Raw genomic sequence first — 16,384 nt, forward strand, 5'->3', positions numbered from 1 at the left:
GCTTCGGGAATGCTTACGATCGACTTACGGTGACCTGACGGCGCGACGGGAGCGGCGAATGCGGTTCGGGGTACTCGGCCCGCTCGCGGTCTGGGACGAGACAGGCACGCCGATCACCGTCCCCGAAACCAAAGTCCGCGCGCTCCTCGCCGCCCTGCTGGCGCACGACGGCGGGCCTGTCACCCCGGACCGGCTCATCCAAGACCTGTGGGGCGATCACCCGCCCGGCAAGCCCGCGGGCGCCCTGCAGGCCAAGGTGTCGCAACTGCGGCGAATCGTCGGCCGCGACGGCGTCGAACGGCACCCCGCCGGCTACCGGCTGCGCATCGAGCACTCGGACGCCGCCCAGTTCCGCGACCTCGTCGCCCAGGCCCGCGCGACGCCGGATCCAGCAGCCCGGGCCGCACGGTTCGCCGAAGCCCTGGACCTGTGGCGCGGCAAGCCGTTCGCCGACTTCGCCGATTGCGAGTTCGCCCGCTCCGCCGCGCATCGACTGGCCGAACTGCGCCTAACCGCTCTGGAGGAGCAGGCCGCCGCGCAAGTCGAAGCAGGCGACTACTCCGCTGCGGACAGCTTGACCGAAGTCATCGCGCAGCACCCGCTCCGGGAAGGCTTGCGGGCGGCGCAAATGCGCGCACTGTACTTGAGCGGACGGCAGAGCGAAGCCCTTGCCTCGTACACAGATCTCCGCGTCCGGCTCGCCGAGGAACTGGGCGTCGACCCCAGTCCAGAACTGCGCGCGTTGTACGAATCGCTGCTCCGCCAGGACTCCGAGCCGCGCGGCAATCTCCCCCAGGCGCTGACGCCGCTGATCGGGCGAGAGGAGGCGGTCGCGCAGGTGGCCGGGCTGTCAGCCAGGCTGGTGACGCTGACCGGACCGGGCGGGGTCGGCAAATCGCGGCTGGCGTTGGGGGTCGCCGGTTCTAACCGGGGTGAACACTCACGACCCGTCTGGCTGGTCGAGTTCGCGGGTCTGCGCGGTACCGCCGCCGACCTCGCCGAAACCACCGCCGCCACGCTCGGCATCCGCGACTCGATCGACTCCTCCTCTCCACCCCAACGGCTCGCCAACGCCCTGCGCGACCGGCACCTGCTGCTGGTCCTGGACAACTGCGAGCACGTCGTCGACGCCGCCGCCGAACTCGTCCAAACACTTCTCCGCAGCACCCGGCACCTGCGCATTCTGGCCACCAGCCAGGAACCGCTCGGCGTGCCCGGCGAGACCGTGTTCCCGGTGGAGCCGCTGCCGCCCGAGGACGCCGTCCGGCTCTTCACCGAACGAGCCGCCGCCTCCGCCCCCGGCTTCGCGGGCGACCCCGACACGATCGCCGAAATCTGCCGTCGCCTCGACGGTCTCCCGCTCGCGCTCGAACTCGCCGCCACCCGCGTACGCGGCTTGGGTGTCCGCGAACTGGCGGCGCGCCTCAACGACCGATTCGCCGTCCTGACCCGAGGCTCACGCGGCGCTCCGGCCCGGCAGCAAACCTTGCGCGCGGTGCTCGACTGGAGCTGGGACCTGCTCAGCGACCCGGAGAGAACCGTGCTGAGCAGGCTCGCCGTGCACCGCGACAGTTTCGACCTGGCCGCCGCCGAAGCCGTCTGCGCCGACGACGTGCTCGACCTGGTGCTGCGGCTGGTCGACCGTTCGCTGATAACCGTCACGAACGGCCCGGCCGGGGTCCGGTATCGGCTGCTGGAATCCGTCGCCGCCTACGCCCTCGAACGACTGGCCGACCCCACTGCGACGCGCGACCGGCACCTGCACCACTACCTAGAACTCGCCGAGAACGCCCAACTGCACGGCGCAGCCCAACGAACCTGGCTGACCCGTCTGGACGCCGAAGCAGGCAACCTGCGCGCAGCCTTGGACGAAGCGATCTGCCGCGCGCCCGACGAGGCGGTCCGGCTCGTGACGGCGTTGTCCTGGTGGTGGCTGCTGCGCGGCCGTCTCACCGAAGGGCGGCGGATGCTGTCCGCCGTTTCCCGTGTCGTAGAACCGAATCCGGAACTCACTGTCCTCAATGGATCGTTCGCCCTGCTGACCGGTTCGCCGGCCCCGCCCGATTCCCCGGACGACGCTCGTGCGCTGTGGCTGCGCGCCTACAGCCTGTTCAGCGTCGGCGACACGACAGCCAGCCGCGAGGTGAACGCGCGCGCCCTCGACCTGTCGACCGCCTCGGGCGACGACTGGGGCATCGCCGCCGCACTCGGCCTGCGCGCGATGCTCAGCCTGGTCAGCGGCGACCTGGCCGGACTCGGCCGAGACGGCGCACGCAGCGCCGAACTCTTCCGCCGCCTCGGCGACCGCTGGGGCGAACTGCAGACCATCCCGCCGCTGGCCGCCCTCGCCGAAATCAAGGGCGACTACGCGGAAGCCGCCCGCCGCCAGCACGAGGGACTCGCCATCGCGCGCGAACTGGACCTGCAAGCGGAAGTCTCGGCGAGGCTGTCCGGCCTAGGCCGCCTGGCCCTGCTCGAACGCGACTGGGACCGAGCCCGCGACCTGCACGAACAAGCCCTCCGCACGGCCGCCGCGCACGGCTACGCCTACGGCCGGATCCACGCCGAAATGGGCCTCGCCCTCGGCGCCCGCCGCTCCGGCGATCTCGACGCCGCCGAACGCCACCTGACCCACATCCGCGACGAATACCGCGGCCTGTCCTCCACCGCGGGCGACCATCTGCTGCACGCGGAGTTCGGTTTCGCAGCCGAACTCCGGGGCGATTTGGTGCGGGCGCGGGAACATCATCTGCGGAGTCTGGGCTATGCCCGGGTGCTGGATGAGCCGCGTGCTTACGCGCTGTCGCTGGAAGGCTTGGCGGGCACCGCGGTCCTGGACGGGCATCGGTCTGGTGCCGAACGCGCAGCAGTGCTGCTCGGCGCAGCCGACGCGGCACGGCGCAGCGTCGATGCTCCGCTTCCGGCCGCTGAGCGGGGTGATGTGGACCGGATCACCGAAGCGGCACAAGCAATTCTCGGACCCGACTTCGCGACAGCCTTCCAACTCGGTGCCCAGCTGTCGGTCGAGGAAGCGGTAAAGCTGGTCTTATGAGCGATTCGGTTTCACCGCCGAACTCCAGAGTCATGTGGCACGGACGGCTACGCCCGAGTCCTGGACGGGCACCGGTCCGGCGCCCAACGCGCAGCAGTACTCCTCGGCGCCGCCGACGCGGCACGACGCAGCGTCGACGCACCCCTCCCAGCCGCCGAACGGGGCGACGTCGACCGGATCACCAAAGCGGCACAAGCAATTCTCGGCCCCGACTTCGCGACAGCCTTCCAACGCGGCGCCCAACTGTCGGTCGAGGAAGCGCTCCTAACCTAAGCCAGGCGACGCCGTCACCAGGACAACCACCGCCTAGCTCCCCCGCCCCATCCCCCGCACCCTGGCAGCATGAAAGCCCTCCAGATCACCGAGTTCGGCAAAGCCCCCGTCCTCACCGAACTCCCCGACCCGACCCCGGAACCCCACCAGGCCGTAGTCGACGTCGTGGCAGCAGCCATCAACCCGCTGGACCTCAAAATCGCCGCCGGAACCATGCGCGACTTCTTCCCCGCCCCGCTCCCCTACGTCCCCGGCACCGACTTCTCCGGACGGATCGCCACCCCCGGCCCCGGCTGGCAGATCGGCGATCCCGTCATCGGCCGTCTCGATCCCGGCACCGGTGGGGCCTTCGCCGAGAAGGTCGTGATCGACGCAGCTCAGCTGACCTCCGCACCGTCGCAGATCGAACTCAAAACCGCCGCAGGCATCCCCACCGCCGCCGCGACCGCGTGGCAGGCGCTGGTCGAAGTCGCGAACGTCCAACCAGGACAGACAGTCCTCATCCACGCCGCAGCCGGTGGCGTCGGCAGCTTCGCGGTCCAAATCGCCCGGCGGCTCGGCGCGCGCGTCATCGCGACCGCATCCGGTTCAGGGGTCGCCATCGCGGAAAAGCTCGGCGCCGACTCGGTCATCGACTACCGGCAAACCGCCTTCGACAGCCGCCTCCGCGGCATCGACGTCGTACTCGACACCGTCGGCGGGGACGTGCTGACCAGGTCACGAGCCGTGCTCAAGCCAGGCGGGCTCCTCGTAACCACGCCCTCCCCGGCCGAGGGGGCGGAGTTCGTGTTCCACACCTCGGACGCCGCCCGGCTGGCGAAGGTGGCCGACCTCGAAGTGCTCGTCGACCGCACGCTCCCGCTGGCCGACGGCGCGCAAGCCTTCGCCTACCTCGCCGAAGGCCACGCACGAGGCAAAGTCCTGCTCAGCGTCGCGTAGGTGGTGCCGGCGACGCCTGGCAGCGGCCGGCCGCGCGAAGGCATAGTGGCGGGCATGGACCTGCGTGAACTGGGCGGCTATCTCAAGTCGCGACGCGACCGGATCAGCCCGGCGGAGGTCGGCCTCTCCGCCGGGCCGCGCCGCCGGGTGGCCGGGTTGCGCCGCGACGAGGTCGCCACCCTGGCCCGCGCCTCGGTCGACTACTACGGACAGCTCGAACAGGGCCGCGGCGCCCAGCCGTCCGAGCAGATGCTGGCCGCGCTGGCCCGCGCGCTGCGGCTGACCAGCGACGAACGCGACCACCTCTACCACCTGGCCGGCCGCCCGCTCCCGCCCGCGTCGAGCGGCAACGCGCACGTCCAGCCCGCCCTGCTCAACCTCCTCGAACAGCTGTCCGCGACGCCGGCGCAGGTCATGACCGACCTCAGCGTCCCGCTCGTGCAGAACCGGCTCGCCGAGGCGCTGCTCGGCGCCCCGGTTCCCGGCGACGGCGTCCAGGCCAGCTTCGTCTACCAGTGGTTCACCGACCCCGCGGCGCGCGAGCGGTACCACCCGGACGAACACGAGCACCAGTCCCGCGTCTTCGTCGCCGACCTGCGCGCCGCGATCGCCAAACGCGGCCGCGACGCACTGGCCGACGAACTCCTCACCACCCTCCAGGCCCGCAGCGAGGAATTCAGGCACCTCTGGGAACAGCGAGAAGTCGCGGTCCGGCGCACCGACCGCAAACGGCTCCTCCACCCGACGCTCGGCACGCTCGAACTCGACTGCATGAACCTGCTTAGCGAGGACGGCGGCCAGCGCCTCTTGTGGTTCACCGCCCCGCCGGGCAGCGATCACCTCGACCTGCTGGCCGCCATCGGCACCCAGGACCTCGCCCCGGAACAGTCCGCTATGGACGCACGGCGAGGATGAGCTTCCCCATCGCCTTCCGGTTTTCGATGGCCTCCAGCGCGTCCCGCACCTCCGCCAGCGGGTAGCTCCCGCCCAGCGGCGGCACGATCGCGCCCTCGGCCAGCTTCGGCAGCAGCTCCGCCCACTGCCCCCGTAGATACCCCGGCCGCGGCAGCGCGTACGCGCCCCATCCGACGCCGATGACGTCCAAGTTGTTGAGCAGCAACCGGTTCACCTTCACCTCGGGAATCGACCCGCCGGTGAACCCGATGACCAGCATCCGCCCGTCCGCGGCGAGACAGCGCAGCGAATCGGTGAACCGGTCGCCGCCGACGACGTCCGCGATCACGTCGACGCCGCGCCCGCCGGTCGCCGCTTTCACCGCGTCCTTGAACCCGTCCGCCAGCACGTACTCGTCCGCCCCGGCCGCGACCGCCGCCTCGCCCTTCTCCGGCGTCGAGACCACCCCGAGCACCTTGCCCGCGCCGAACGCCTTCGCGACCTGGATGACTGCCGTCCCGACCCCACCGGCGGCACCGTGCACCAGCACGGTTTCCCCGGCCGCCATCCGGCCGCGCCGGCACAGCGCGAAGTGCGCGGTCAGGTAGTTGAACGGAATCGCCGCCGCCTGCTCGAAGCCCAAGTCGTCCGGAATCGGGAACACCGCGTCCGCCGCGCACGCGACCTGCCCGGCGAACCCGCCCAGAAACGGCAGCGCCGCGACCCGGTCCCCGGCCCGCACCGCCGCGCCTTCCGGAGCCTCCGCCACGACCCCGGCGACCTCGGCGCCCGGAATGAACGGCAGCTCCGGTTTGACCTGGTACAGCCCGCGCGTCTGCAGCACGTCCGGGAACGACACCCCGGCCGCGTGCACGTCGATGAGCACCTGGTCAGCGGCGCGCGCGGGCGAATCGACCTCGACGACGGAGACGGTCGACGGGCCTTCGAGATCCTTGATGTGTACGGCGTCCATGGTTCCGGACCCTAAAGTCCGCGGCCGCCGAAGTGAAGCAGCCACCGGCTATCGCGGGTCCACGGCTAGGTGCTCTTCGACGACCGGATCCGGCGCAGCAGAGTCTCGACGATCCGCCCGCGCAGCTCGCCGGTCCGCACGATCGCCGACAGCGTCGTCTGCGCCCACGGCTTGTTGATGGGGATCAGCGTGACCCCGTTCCCGCTGGTCGTCGACGGCGCGAGCGTGTTCGCGATGGCGATCCCCACCCCGGCGCGCACCATCCGCTGCGCGGTCTCGGCCCCGTCGGTGGTGTACACGATCCGCGCGTCGATGCCGCTGGTCAGCTCCTCGAACGCGCGGCGAAGGATGCTGCCCTCGCGGAAGAAGATCAGCGGCTCGCCGGACAGGTCGTCGAGGTCGAACGTCTCCGCGCGGGCCAGCGGATGGCTGTCGGGCACGCACAGCACCAGCCGGCCGGTCATCAGGTCGACGTAGTGCAGCCGTTCGTCGTCCGGCGGCTCGCCGGGCAGCGGGACGCGGGTGATCAGGCCGAGGTCGAACGTCCCGTCCAGCACGCCGTCGCGCACGACGTAGGTGCCGCCCTCAGTCACCTCGAAGCGGATGTTCGGGTGCCCTTCGTGCATTTCGCGCACCAGCCGCGGCAGCACGCGCATGCTGCCGATCGCGACGGTGCCCATGCTCACCGTGCCGATCTTGAGGCCGTCGATCGCGCTGGCCTCCTGCCGGAGCAGGTCCTCGGCCCGGATCGCGGATTTCACGTGCGGCAGGATCCGCTCCGCCGCGTCCGTCGGCCGCACGCCGTGCGCGCCGCGCATGACGAGGACGACGCCGAGGTCTTCCTCGAGCCGCTGCACCTGATTGGTGATCGTCGGCTGGGACACGCCCAGTTCGTGCGCCGCCTGCCGGAACGATCCGGTGCGCAATGCCGCTTCGAGGTAGCGCAGCTGCTCGAATCTCACGCTCGACCCCTACTCACGCCGGACCGGCGGCGCCGCTGCCGCCGGTCTCCCGGCCATCGTATGGTCGAGCACTCCCCGACGCTCAGCGCACAAGACCGCCGAGACCCGAACACAGCGACCTCGCACGACCAGCCGAGCCACCGCACCATCGCCTCACCGCTGAACCACCCGAACATCGCCCAGGCATTCGGCGCCACCGCGTCCCGCCACGGCCACCGGCCTTCCCACCACCGTGTGCACTCCCCGACGCTCAGCGCGCGAGGGCGTCGAGGCCGGTCGCGTCCACCGCGCGGGCCCCGCCGTCGATCGCGAGCGTCGCGCCGGTCACATAGCCCGCCGCCGGGGTCAGCAGGAACGCGATGGCAGCGGCGACCTCGTAGGGCTGGCCGAGCCGACGCAGCATCGTCTTTCCGCTGAACTGCTCGATCATCGTGCGGGCGTGCGCGCCGGCGAGGAACCGGGGCGAGAGGAACAATCCGGGCGCGACCGCGTTGACCCGGATGCCTTCCGGCCCGTACTCGTCGGCCAGCTGCCGCACCCAGCCTTCGAGCGCGGCCTTCGCCGGGCCGTATCCGGCCGCGTAGCTTCCGGCCCGGCTGCCGTTGATGCTGGAGACGTACACGATCGCGGAATCCGGCCTGGCCAGCAGCGGCACCAGGTGCTGGGCGGCGAGGAACGCGTGCGTCAGGTTGACCCGGAAGTCCTTTTCCCACTCGGCGAGCGTGAAGTCCGGCAACGGTTTTCGCGTCATGTGGCCGATGACGTCGACGAACCCGTGCAACGGCGCGCCCGCGGCGTACTCGGCCAGCGCCCGCGCACCGTCCTCGGTGGACACGTCGGCGGCGAACCGGTCCGCGCCAAGCTCTACGGCCAGTTTCTCCAGTGCGGACTGGTCCACGTCAACCAGGAGCAGCTCCGCGCCGAGCGAGCCGAGGGTGCGGGCGACGTGCTCGCCGATGCCGGCCGCGCCGCCCAGTACGGCGAACCGTTTGCCGTCAAGGCGGAACAGCCGCTCGTGCGGGACATCCGGGGCGGCGACGGCGTCGTGAGGATCGTCGAACACGGTTTCAGGCTCCGTTCACGAAGTCGGCGATGACGCGCCAAGTCTGCTCGGGGTGGCTGATGTTCGGGGCGTGCCGGTACGGGACCGGCGCCACGGTCACCGCCGGGGTGAGGTCGGCCAGGTGTTTCACCCAGCCGCGCTCGACCAGTGGATCGCCCGCGCAGTCGAACAGCAGGACCGGCGTCGTGACGTCGGCGAACGGCGCTGGGTACGGATCGGCGGGCCGGGCGAGGCGCAGCGGCTCCGGCGGCGTCGCGTGCGGGGCGAGCATTCCGGCGTAGTGCCCGGGCATGGCCGCCCACCGCATGCGGGCGTCGATCTGGTCCTCGATGCCCGGGTAGTCGTCGCACAGCAGCCGCACCAGCCGGGCCATGTCCTCGCGGGTACCGTCGTAACTGGCGAGTTCGGCGCTGGCCGCGCTGCGCCACGGGCCGCCGGTGCCGCTGATCGAAGCGACCGAGGCGATCCGGCCGTTCGCACTAGGGTCCAGCAGGGCGCGCAACGCGATCGAGCCGCCGAACGAGTTGCCGATCAGGTGCACCGGGCCGTCGACACCGAGCTGGTCGAGCAGTGCGTAGACGTGGCGCAGCCGGAACCCGAACGGCGACTGGTCCAGCCGGACGGCTTTGGCCGAACCGCCGAAGCCAAGCAGATCCGGCGCGACGACGCGGTGCGTGCGGGTCGCGAGCGAAGCCACCGCGCCCCAGGTGACGTCCGCGGACGCGCCCCAGGCACCGTCGTGGAGAAAGACCACAGTGGACTCGCGGCCTTCTCCCCCGGCGAGATAACGGGTTTCGAGGTCGTTCACGACCGTCGTGTGTTCGGTGATCACAGCGATAACTGTCTCCTTAGGACGGACGGGGTCGGTCACCGGAACTCGTACTGTTCGGGATCGACGGCTTGGGTGGCACTGATGTAGCGATGCGCGGAAAGCGGCCACATGATCGTCGAGCGGCCTTCCGCGTTCTGGTACCAGCTGTGCGTCTTGGACCAGCCCCACACGCGCAATGCGCTCGCTTCGCCGACCTCGTCGCGGTACTTGGCGAAAACGTCCCGCCGCAGGGAAAGCGAGGACTTGCCGGTGGACAGCAACTGCTCCACGGCGCTCAGCAAATACACCGACTGGCATTCGATGAACAGCACGAGATTGCCGTGCAGCAACAGGTTGGTGTTGGGGCCGTACATGCAGAACAGGTTCGGAAAGTCCGGAACGGTCAATCCGAGGTAGGCGCACGCGTCGACGCCCCACGATTCGTGCAGATCGACCCCGCCCGCCCCGGTGACCTTCATCGGCATGAGGAAATCCGAAGCGGTGAAACCGGTGCCGAAGACGATGACGTCGACCGGGACGTAGTGGCCGTCCTCGGTGTGGATCCCGCTGCCGTCCACGCGCGCGATGCGTTCGGTGACGAGTTCGACGTGGTCCTGTTTGAGCGTGGCGATCCAGGTCCCGTCGTCGCGGATGATCCGTTTCGCGCCCGGCGGATAGTCCGGAATGATTTTCGCCGCGAGATCCGGCCGGTCCTCGACCTGGTTCAGCAGATAGCCGGTGAGCAGCTGCCGCAATTGCTCGTTGGCCGCCGAAACCGCCTTTTCGGTGGGCGGATAAGCCGGGTCGACCGTCGCCGCGGCAAGCCGTCCGATCGCGCGCGGCAGGAAGATCGAGAACCGGTAATAGGCGCGGTACAACGGAATATCGCGCAGCAGCGCCCGTTCCGCCTCCGGGATTTCCTGGCGCAGTTCCGGGGTCGGCTGCAGATACGGGGCGCTGCGCTGGAAAACCGTCAGCGATTCCGCTTCCCTGGCGATCGCCGGGGCCACCTGGACGCCGGTCGCGCCGGTCCCGATGATCGCCACGCGTTTCCCGGCGAGATCCACGTCGTGGTCCCACTTCGCGGTGTGGAACACCGGGCCGCCGAAGGTGTCGAGGCCGTCGATGCGCGGGATCATCGGCCGGTTCAGCTGGCCGACCGCGGACACGAGCACGGAGAATTCCTCGGTCTCGGTCGTGGTGACCGCCCAGTGCTGCCGCTCGTCGTCCCAGGCCGCCGAGACGACCTCGGCCCCGAAGCGGATGTGGTCCAGCAGCCCGTTTTCCTCGGCGAACCCGCGCAGGTAGGAGTGGATGACGTCCTGGCGGCAGAAGTACGACGGCCAGTCGTGCGGGAAGAATGAATACGTGTAGATGTGGCTGTGCACGTCGATCCGGCAGTCCGGATAGCTGTTCTCGTACCAGGTCCCGCCGACGTCGGCGTTCTTCTCGAAGATCGTGAAGTCGATTCCGGCCTGCTTCATCCGCAGCCCGGCCATCAGCCCGGACAGCCCGGCCCCGACGATCGCCACCCGCATCGGCCGCGCCGGGTCGAGGTCGGCCTTCGTCCACTTCGGAGCGCGCGGATCAGTGCCCGGCGGCACGAACGCGACGCGCAGCAAATCGGCGTCTTCCCCGGCGGAACGGTCGAGCGCCCAAGCCGCGATCGCTTCGAGAACCGTCTCGGACGGCGAAGCAGGCCAATCGGCGACACCGGCCAGATATGGCTCCAGTGTCGCGAAACAGAACTCCCGCGCCTCCAGGTCGGTCTCCGCGTCGAGGCCGGTGGCGGGCAGCAAGTCCGGGTTCGGCCGCCACTGCGGGCGCAGCACGGCCGGATCGTCGGTCAGGTGCGCGACGAGCATCAGCAGCGCGGGAGTCTCCGCGGCCCGCAGCCGGTCGCGCACCTCGTCCGGGGACAGCTGGGCTTTAGACACGGGCATCCTTCGGGGTCTCGGCGAGGAATTCCGCCAGCAGGGCGGCCACCGGCGCGGGATGGGTGAACGCGGCGAGGTGCCCGCCCGGCGCGAAGCGCAGCTGAGAGTGCGGGATCGACGCGTGCAGGTTCTCGAGCACCGGACGCGGCGTGCTGACGTCGTCCTCGCCGCCGATGACCAGCGTGGGCACCGACGGCGGCACGGAAAAGCCGCCCACCGCGGTCATCGCTTCCAGATAGGCGGCGTGGATCGCGGGGTCGCCGCTCAGGAACTGCTCGCGGGCTCGATCCCGCAACGGGTCCGGGCGGTCGCCGAACCAGCGGGTCATCGTCGCGTCGGCGAGCGCGGCCAGTCCGCCTGGTGCCCGGGCCGCTTCCGCGCGGGCGCGCGCGCCGTCCCGGGCCGCGTCGTCGTAGCCGCCAGTGGTCGCGATGAGCACGGCCGCGTCGACCAGGTCCGGATGCCGGTGCGCCAGCGCCTGCACGACCATCCCGCCCAGCGAAATCCCGACCGCGGCGAACCGGCGCAGACGCAGGCGCCGGGCCAGGAGCGCGAGGTCGTCGGCCAGCGCGGCCAGGGAAATCTCGCCCCCGCCGCTGGCCCCGTGCCCGCGAAGATCCGGGAGCACGCAACGGAAACTCCCGCCCAGCTCGGCGGCGAGCGGCTCGAACCACGAACCGTCGAGCGCGAGCGAATGCACCAGCACCACCGGCCGCGGCCCGTCGCCGGTGACCCGATAGGACAGACCTTCGCTCATGCCCGCTCCTCCTCCGCCTGCCGCCGTTCCTCCGCCGCCACCACTTCCTCCCGCAGCCGAGCGGACAGCGTCGCCAGATACTTCGCGAATTCCGGCGACGCCGTGCGCATCTCCTGCGTACGCGGGCGCGGCAGGTCGATCCGCAGGTCCGCGACGATCCGGCCGGGCCGGGCGGCCATCAGCACGACGCGGTCGCTCAGCAGGATCGCCTCCTCCAGGTCGTGCGTCACGAACACGACGGTGGGCCGTTCGGCCTCCCAGAGCCGCACGAACTCCTGCTGCTGGTTCGCCCGGGTCTGCGCGTCCAGCGCGGCGAAGGGCTCGTCCATCAGCACTACGCGCGGGCTCTGCACGAGGGTGCGCGCGATCGCGACGCGCTGCCGCATGCCCTGCGACAGGTGCAGCACGTCCGAGTCGGCGAACTCCTCCAGCCGGACCCGGCGCAGCCATTCGTCGGCCCGCCGCCTTCGTTCCGCGGCCGGAACGCGCCGCACTTCCATGCCGAGTTCGACATTGCGCCGCACCCGCCGCCACGGCAGCAGGGCGTCGCGGGCGAACATGAACGCGACGTCGTCGGACGTGCCGTCGACCGGTTCGCCGTCGAGCAGGACGCGGCCGGCGCGCGGCCGTTCCAGCCCGCCCGCCATGGACAGCGCCGTGGTCTTGCCGCAGCCGGACGGGCCGACGATGCTCACGAACTCCGACGCCGCGATGTCCAGGTCGAAATCCTCCAGGACGAGCACCGCGCGCTCGCCGTGGATGAAGTTGTGGCTGACGTGGCCGAAACTGATCGGCGCGCCTGCCTTGCCCGGGCGCTCGTCCTTGCGCTGCGCGGATTCCGGCCCCGGACGCACCATGCTGGTCTGCCTCATTGCAACTCCGCTTGGTCGAGAGAACCGTGATGCTCCGCGACCGGGACCTCGGCTGTCAATGCGAACCGCGGCCGCTGAGGGCTATCGCGCCGATAGCCCGCGAACCGTTGCCACGGCGGCGGCCGGTGGCGAGCCTGAGTCCGGACTCGGACCTTCGGAGGAGCGCGATGACACCGGCCCAGCAAGAGGTTTCGCCGTTCGGCGGCGTGCAGTTCGACTTTCACGGCCGGGTCGCGGTCGTCACCGGAGCGACCGGCGGAATCGGCGGCGCGATCGCCGGCCGGTTCGCCGAAGCGGGCGCGAATCTCGTACTGCACGGACGGCGCGCCGACGTGCTCGACGAGGTCGTGGCTCGCATCCGCGCACAGGGCCGCGACGCGGTCGCCGTCACCGGCAACATCCGCGATCCGCGGACTGCCGCCGAAATCGCCGCCTCGGCCGAGGAACGCTTCGGCCGGGTGGACATTTTGGTCAACAACGCGGGCGGCAACTTCGGCGCCCGGCTGGAAGAACTGTCGGTCAACGCGTGGAACGCGATGCTCGAAGCGAACCTCAGCGGGGCGTTCCACCTCGCGAAGGCGTGTCTGCCCGCGTTCCGGCGGCAAGGCGGCGGCGCGGTAGTCAACATCGGCTCGGCGTCGGCCGGCCACGCGCATCCGCTGCGCGGCCCGTACGCGGCGGCGAAGGCCGGTCTCGCGTCGCTCACCCGCACGATGGCGTGGGAATGGGCCGACGCGAACGTCCGGGTGAACTGCCTCGAACCCGGCGCGGTCGTCACCGCCGCGTCCCGCTTCGCCGACGGCGGCGTCGAAGCCAGGGTCTCCCGGTTCGTCGCGATGAACCGGCTCGGCTGCCCCGAGGACATCGCACCGGTGTGCCTGTTCCTGTGCTCGGCGGGCGCGGCCTACCTGACCGGCCAGACCGTGACCGTGAACGGCGGGCCGCACACCGCCACCCCCGCCGACATCGACCTGGTGCGCGCCCCGCACGACCTCCGGGAGGAACAATGAGCCGATCGATCGTCGCGGACTTCTCGGCGATGGAACACGCCGTCTTCGCCGAACGACGCAAGCGCCGCGCACAGGTCCGGCTGCGCGTGTGGACGATCCGGATCGCCGTCGCGGTCGTACTCGTCGGCGGCTGGTACTTCGCCGCGCGCCAGGGCCTGGTGAACCCGCTCTTCGTGTCCTCGCCCGACGAAGTCGCGAAAGGACTCGTGACCCAGCTCGGCGAAGGAGCGTTCTGGACCGACGTGTCCGCGACCTTCAGCGGCGCACTCGTCGGCCTCGCGGCAGGCGGGCTGCTCGGCATCGTCACCGGGGTGGTGTTCTCGCGCTCGGAGGTCCTCGAACGCGCGGCGACGCCGTTCCTGACCCTGGCCAACAGCCTGCCCCGGCCCGCGCTCGCCCCGATCTTCATCCTGTGGTTCGGCCTCGGCTTCGCACCGAAAGCGCTGGTCGCCGGCAGCGTCGTGTACTTCGTCCTGCTCACCTCGACGCTCGCCGCGCTGCGCGGAATCGACCACGACGTGCTGCAGCTGACCCGGTCCCTGTCGATGTCGCCGGTCCAGCGGTTCCTGAAGATCGAGCTGCCGTCCGCCCTGCCGAGCATCGTGGGCGCGCTGCGCCTGGGCGCGGTGTACGCGGTGCTCGGCGCGGTGCTGTCGGAGATGGTCGGCGCGTACTACGGCCTCGGCCAGCGGCTCGTCGTGCTCACCGGCAACTTCAAGGTCGCCGAATCGTTCGCGGTCCTGCTGTTCATGGGGGTCATGTCGATGGTGCTCGACTACGCGATCAAGGGGCTGGAACACCTGGTCGCGAGCAGGTCCCGGTGACCGCGCCGCTGCTGGTCACCGGGGGTTCGGCCGGAATCGGCGCCCGGCTGGTCTCGTCGCTCGCGGCGGACCAGCCGGTCGTCGTGCTCGACCGGGCCGCGCCCGCCGCGCCGGTGCCGGGCGTGCGCTACCTCGCCGCCGACATCACCGACCCCGACGGCCTCGCCGGCCTCCCCGTACCGTTGGCGGGGCTCGTGCACTGCGCCGGAATCTGCCGCACCGGCCCGTTCCTGGACATGCCCGTCCGCGACTGGACCCGGGTCCTGGAGGTGAACCTCCACGGCACTCTCGCCGTCGTGCAGGCCTGCGCTCCGTCGATCACCGACGGCGGGCGGATCGTGCTCTTCTCCTCCGGCACCGCGTTCAAAGGCCCGGCCGAGCTGGCGGCGTACGTGGCAGCCAAAGCGGGAGTGATCGGCTTCGCTCGGTCGATGGCTGCCGAACTCGGCGCGCGCGGCATCACCGTGAACGTCGTCGCCCCCGGGCTGGTCGCCACCGCGTTGTCCGAAGACCTCCTGCCCGCCGAACCGGCGACCATCGCAGCCAGGGCGATCCAACGCGTGTCTACTGTGGACGATTACGTCGAGCCGGTGCGCTTCCTGCTTTCCGAGGGAGCCGCCTTCGTGACCGGCCAGACCATCGTGGTCGACGGCGGGGCACACAAACACTGAAAGCCCGCTCCCTCGGCCGAAACCGAAGGAGCGGGCTTTCCGCGCGCTCACAAGGTCACATTCAATTCCTTCAAACTGAAGAACGCCCGATCGTCCCGATAGGACAGATGCGTCACCTCTGGATCCACCAGCCGCATCCCCGGGAACCGCGCGAAGATCCGCGGCAGCACCACCCTCAGCTCCATCCGCGCCAGGTTCTGCCCGACGCACTGGTGCGGCCCGAAACTGAACGCCAGGTGCTGCGGCCGCTCGACCGGGATCTCGAAGTCCTCCCACGTCGTGCGCGCGTATTTGCTCTCGTCGTGGTTCGCCGACCAGATGGACGCGACCACTCCCTCGCCCTTGCGGAAGGTGTGCGAGCCGATCGTGATGTCCTCGGTCGCCGCGCGGCGCGGGCCCATCCGGGCGACCGAGTGCACGCGCAGCAGCTCCTCGATCGCGACGTCCCACGAGCGTTCCCCGGACCGCAGCAGGGCCAGCTGGTCCGGGCGGCGGAGCAGGGTGTAGATCGACAGCCCGATCATCCCGGCCGTGGTGTCGTGGCCGCCGATGATCAGGATCGTGATCAGCGCCGCGAGCTGGTCGCGGGTGATCCCGCCGGCCTCGTACTGCTCGCGGATGATGTGGCTGAGCAGGTCGTCGGCCGGGTTCGCCTCCTTCAGCGCCGCGTATTCGAGCCCGAGCGCGCGGAACTCCTCGACCGTCCGGTACATCTCCTCCTGCGACAGCGACAGCGTCGTCTGCCGTTCGGTCAGGTCGAAAAACCGCGGCGCGTCCTCGATCGGGATGCCCAGCATCCGGGTGATCACCGTGGTCGGGATGGCCAGCGCGAACTGCGACACCAGATCCGCCGTGCCGGAACCGGCGGCGAGCGCGTCGAGGTGACTGTCCACGATGTCCTCGACCTGCGGCCGGTAGCTCTCGACCGCGCGCGGCGTGAAGTACTTGACCACGCACCGGCGCAGCGTCGTGTGCAGCGGCGGGTCCTGCCGGATCATGCTGTCGGCCACCAGCGGATGGTCCGAGCCGGGCAGGCCGCGCACCGGGAAGCCCGGGGTGTGCGGGTTCGCGCTGAACCGGGTGTCGGACAGGATCGCCTTCACGTCGTCGAACCGCGTCGCGAGCCACGACGTCTTCCCGCCGCCGAGGTCGACCTCGCTGATCGGGCAGCCCGACCGCAGGTCGCCGAAGTACGGCGGATCGTCCAGCGGCCGTTCCGGGGCCGGATCCAGCGACAGCGCGCGCAGGTGCGGGCAGTCGTCACGGGCGGCGGTGCGCTCTTCCACGGGATCTCCTTGCTGCTGAGGGGCAGGCGCGGGTTCCGGCCATCATCGCCTCGCCGCCCC

At 70.7% G+C, this 16,384-nt stretch carries 14 protein-coding genes; 6 read left to right on the forward strand and 8 right to left on the reverse strand.

What is annotated here, in order from left to right:
- Positions 1-58: 58 nt before the first annotated feature.
- From RPX00_RS42775 to RPX00_RS42785, 3 genes are all read left to right on the forward strand, one after another.
- Complete coding sequence (locus tag RPX00_RS42775; RefSeq protein WP_406634385.1) at positions 59-3,052, forward strand: BTAD domain-containing putative transcriptional regulator; 2,994 nt, start codon at positions 59-61, stop codon at positions 3,050-3,052.
- Positions 3,053-3,394: 342 nt separating this feature from the next.
- Positions 3,395-4,264, forward strand: a complete 870-nt coding sequence (locus RPX00_RS42780; RefSeq protein WP_406634387.1) for an NADP-dependent oxidoreductase — start codon at positions 3,395-3,397, stop codon at positions 4,262-4,264.
- A 54-nt stretch (positions 4,265-4,318) separates the two neighbouring features.
- Positions 4,319-5,179: a helix-turn-helix domain-containing protein gene (locus RPX00_RS42785; RefSeq protein ID WP_406634389.1), complete on the forward strand. Its 861-nt coding sequence runs from the start codon at positions 4,319-4,321 to the stop codon at positions 5,177-5,179.
- On the opposite strand, the gene RPX00_RS42790 is transcribed toward RPX00_RS42785, so the two are convergent.
- The 7 genes from RPX00_RS42790 to RPX00_RS42820 all read right to left on the reverse strand — a co-directional run bounded on the left by RPX00_RS42790 (position 5,157) and on the right by RPX00_RS42820 (position 12,533).
- Positions 5,157-6,131, reverse strand: a complete 975-nt coding sequence (locus RPX00_RS42790; protein WP_406634391.1) for an NADPH:quinone oxidoreductase family protein — start codon at positions 6,129-6,131, stop codon at positions 5,157-5,159. The genes RPX00_RS42785 and RPX00_RS42790 overlap by 23 nt on opposite strands.
- A 65-nt stretch (positions 6,132-6,196) precedes the next feature.
- Positions 6,197-7,093 carry a LysR family transcriptional regulator gene (locus RPX00_RS42795; protein ID WP_406634392.1) on the reverse strand — a complete coding sequence of 299 codons (897 nt, stop codon included), beginning with the start codon at positions 7,091-7,093 and terminating at the stop codon, positions 6,197-6,199.
- 250 nt (positions 7,094-7,343) lie between these two features.
- Complete coding sequence (locus tag RPX00_RS42800; protein WP_406634394.1) at positions 7,344-8,156, reverse strand: SDR family NAD(P)-dependent oxidoreductase; 813 nt, start codon at positions 8,154-8,156, stop codon at positions 7,344-7,346.
- Positions 8,157-8,160: 4 nt separating this feature from the next.
- Positions 8,161-8,988: an alpha/beta fold hydrolase gene (locus tag RPX00_RS42805; protein WP_406634396.1), complete on the reverse strand. Its 828-nt coding sequence runs from the start codon at positions 8,986-8,988 to the stop codon at positions 8,161-8,163.
- A gap of 35 nt (positions 8,989-9,023) precedes the next feature.
- Positions 9,024-10,904 carry an NAD(P)-binding protein gene (locus tag RPX00_RS42810; RefSeq protein ID WP_406634397.1) on the reverse strand — a complete coding sequence of 627 codons (1,881 nt, stop codon included), beginning with the start codon at positions 10,902-10,904 and terminating at the stop codon, positions 9,024-9,026.
- Entirely contained in the window at positions 10,897-11,661 is a 765-nt protein-coding gene (locus tag RPX00_RS42815; protein WP_406634399.1) for an alpha/beta fold hydrolase, read from the reverse strand. Before RPX00_RS42815 ends, RPX00_RS42810 begins: the two co-directional genes overlap by 8 nt.
- Complete coding sequence (locus tag RPX00_RS42820; protein ID WP_406634401.1) at positions 11,658-12,533, reverse strand: ABC transporter ATP-binding protein; 876 nt, start codon at positions 12,531-12,533, stop codon at positions 11,658-11,660. Before RPX00_RS42820 ends, RPX00_RS42815 begins: the two co-directional genes overlap by 4 nt.
- A 167-nt stretch (positions 12,534-12,700) precedes the next feature.
- On the opposite strand from RPX00_RS42820, the gene RPX00_RS42825 reads away from it, so the two are divergent.
- Genes RPX00_RS42825 through RPX00_RS42835 form a run of 3 tightly spaced genes read left to right on the forward strand, consistent with a single transcriptional unit; the run spans position 12,701 to position 15,038 of the window.
- On the forward strand, positions 12,701-13,543 hold the full coding sequence (locus RPX00_RS42825) for an SDR family NAD(P)-dependent oxidoreductase (RefSeq protein WP_406634403.1): 843 nt from the start codon (positions 12,701-12,703) through the stop codon (positions 13,541-13,543).
- Entirely contained in the window at positions 13,540-14,367 is an 828-nt protein-coding gene (locus RPX00_RS42830; protein WP_406634405.1) for an ABC transporter permease, read from the forward strand. Before RPX00_RS42825 ends, RPX00_RS42830 begins: the two co-directional genes overlap by 4 nt.
- Positions 14,364-15,038 (forward strand): SDR family NAD(P)-dependent oxidoreductase, encoded by a 675-nt coding sequence (locus RPX00_RS42835; RefSeq protein WP_406634407.1) that lies wholly within the window; start codon positions 14,364-14,366, stop codon positions 15,036-15,038. The genes RPX00_RS42830 and RPX00_RS42835 overlap by 4 nt, the downstream gene beginning before the upstream one ends.
- A 47-nt stretch (positions 15,039-15,085) precedes the next feature.
- On the opposite strand, the gene RPX00_RS42840 is transcribed toward RPX00_RS42835, so the two are convergent.
- Complete coding sequence (locus tag RPX00_RS42840) at positions 15,086-16,324, reverse strand: cytochrome P450 (protein ID WP_406634409.1); 1,239 nt, start codon at positions 16,322-16,324, stop codon at positions 15,086-15,088.
- Between the last annotated feature and the right edge of the window lie 60 nt (positions 16,325-16,384).

The sequence above is a fragment of the Amycolatopsis sp. WGS_07 genome (assembly GCF_045278895.1).
Taxonomy (GTDB): domain Bacteria; phylum Actinomycetota; class Actinomycetes; order Mycobacteriales; family Pseudonocardiaceae; genus Amycolatopsis.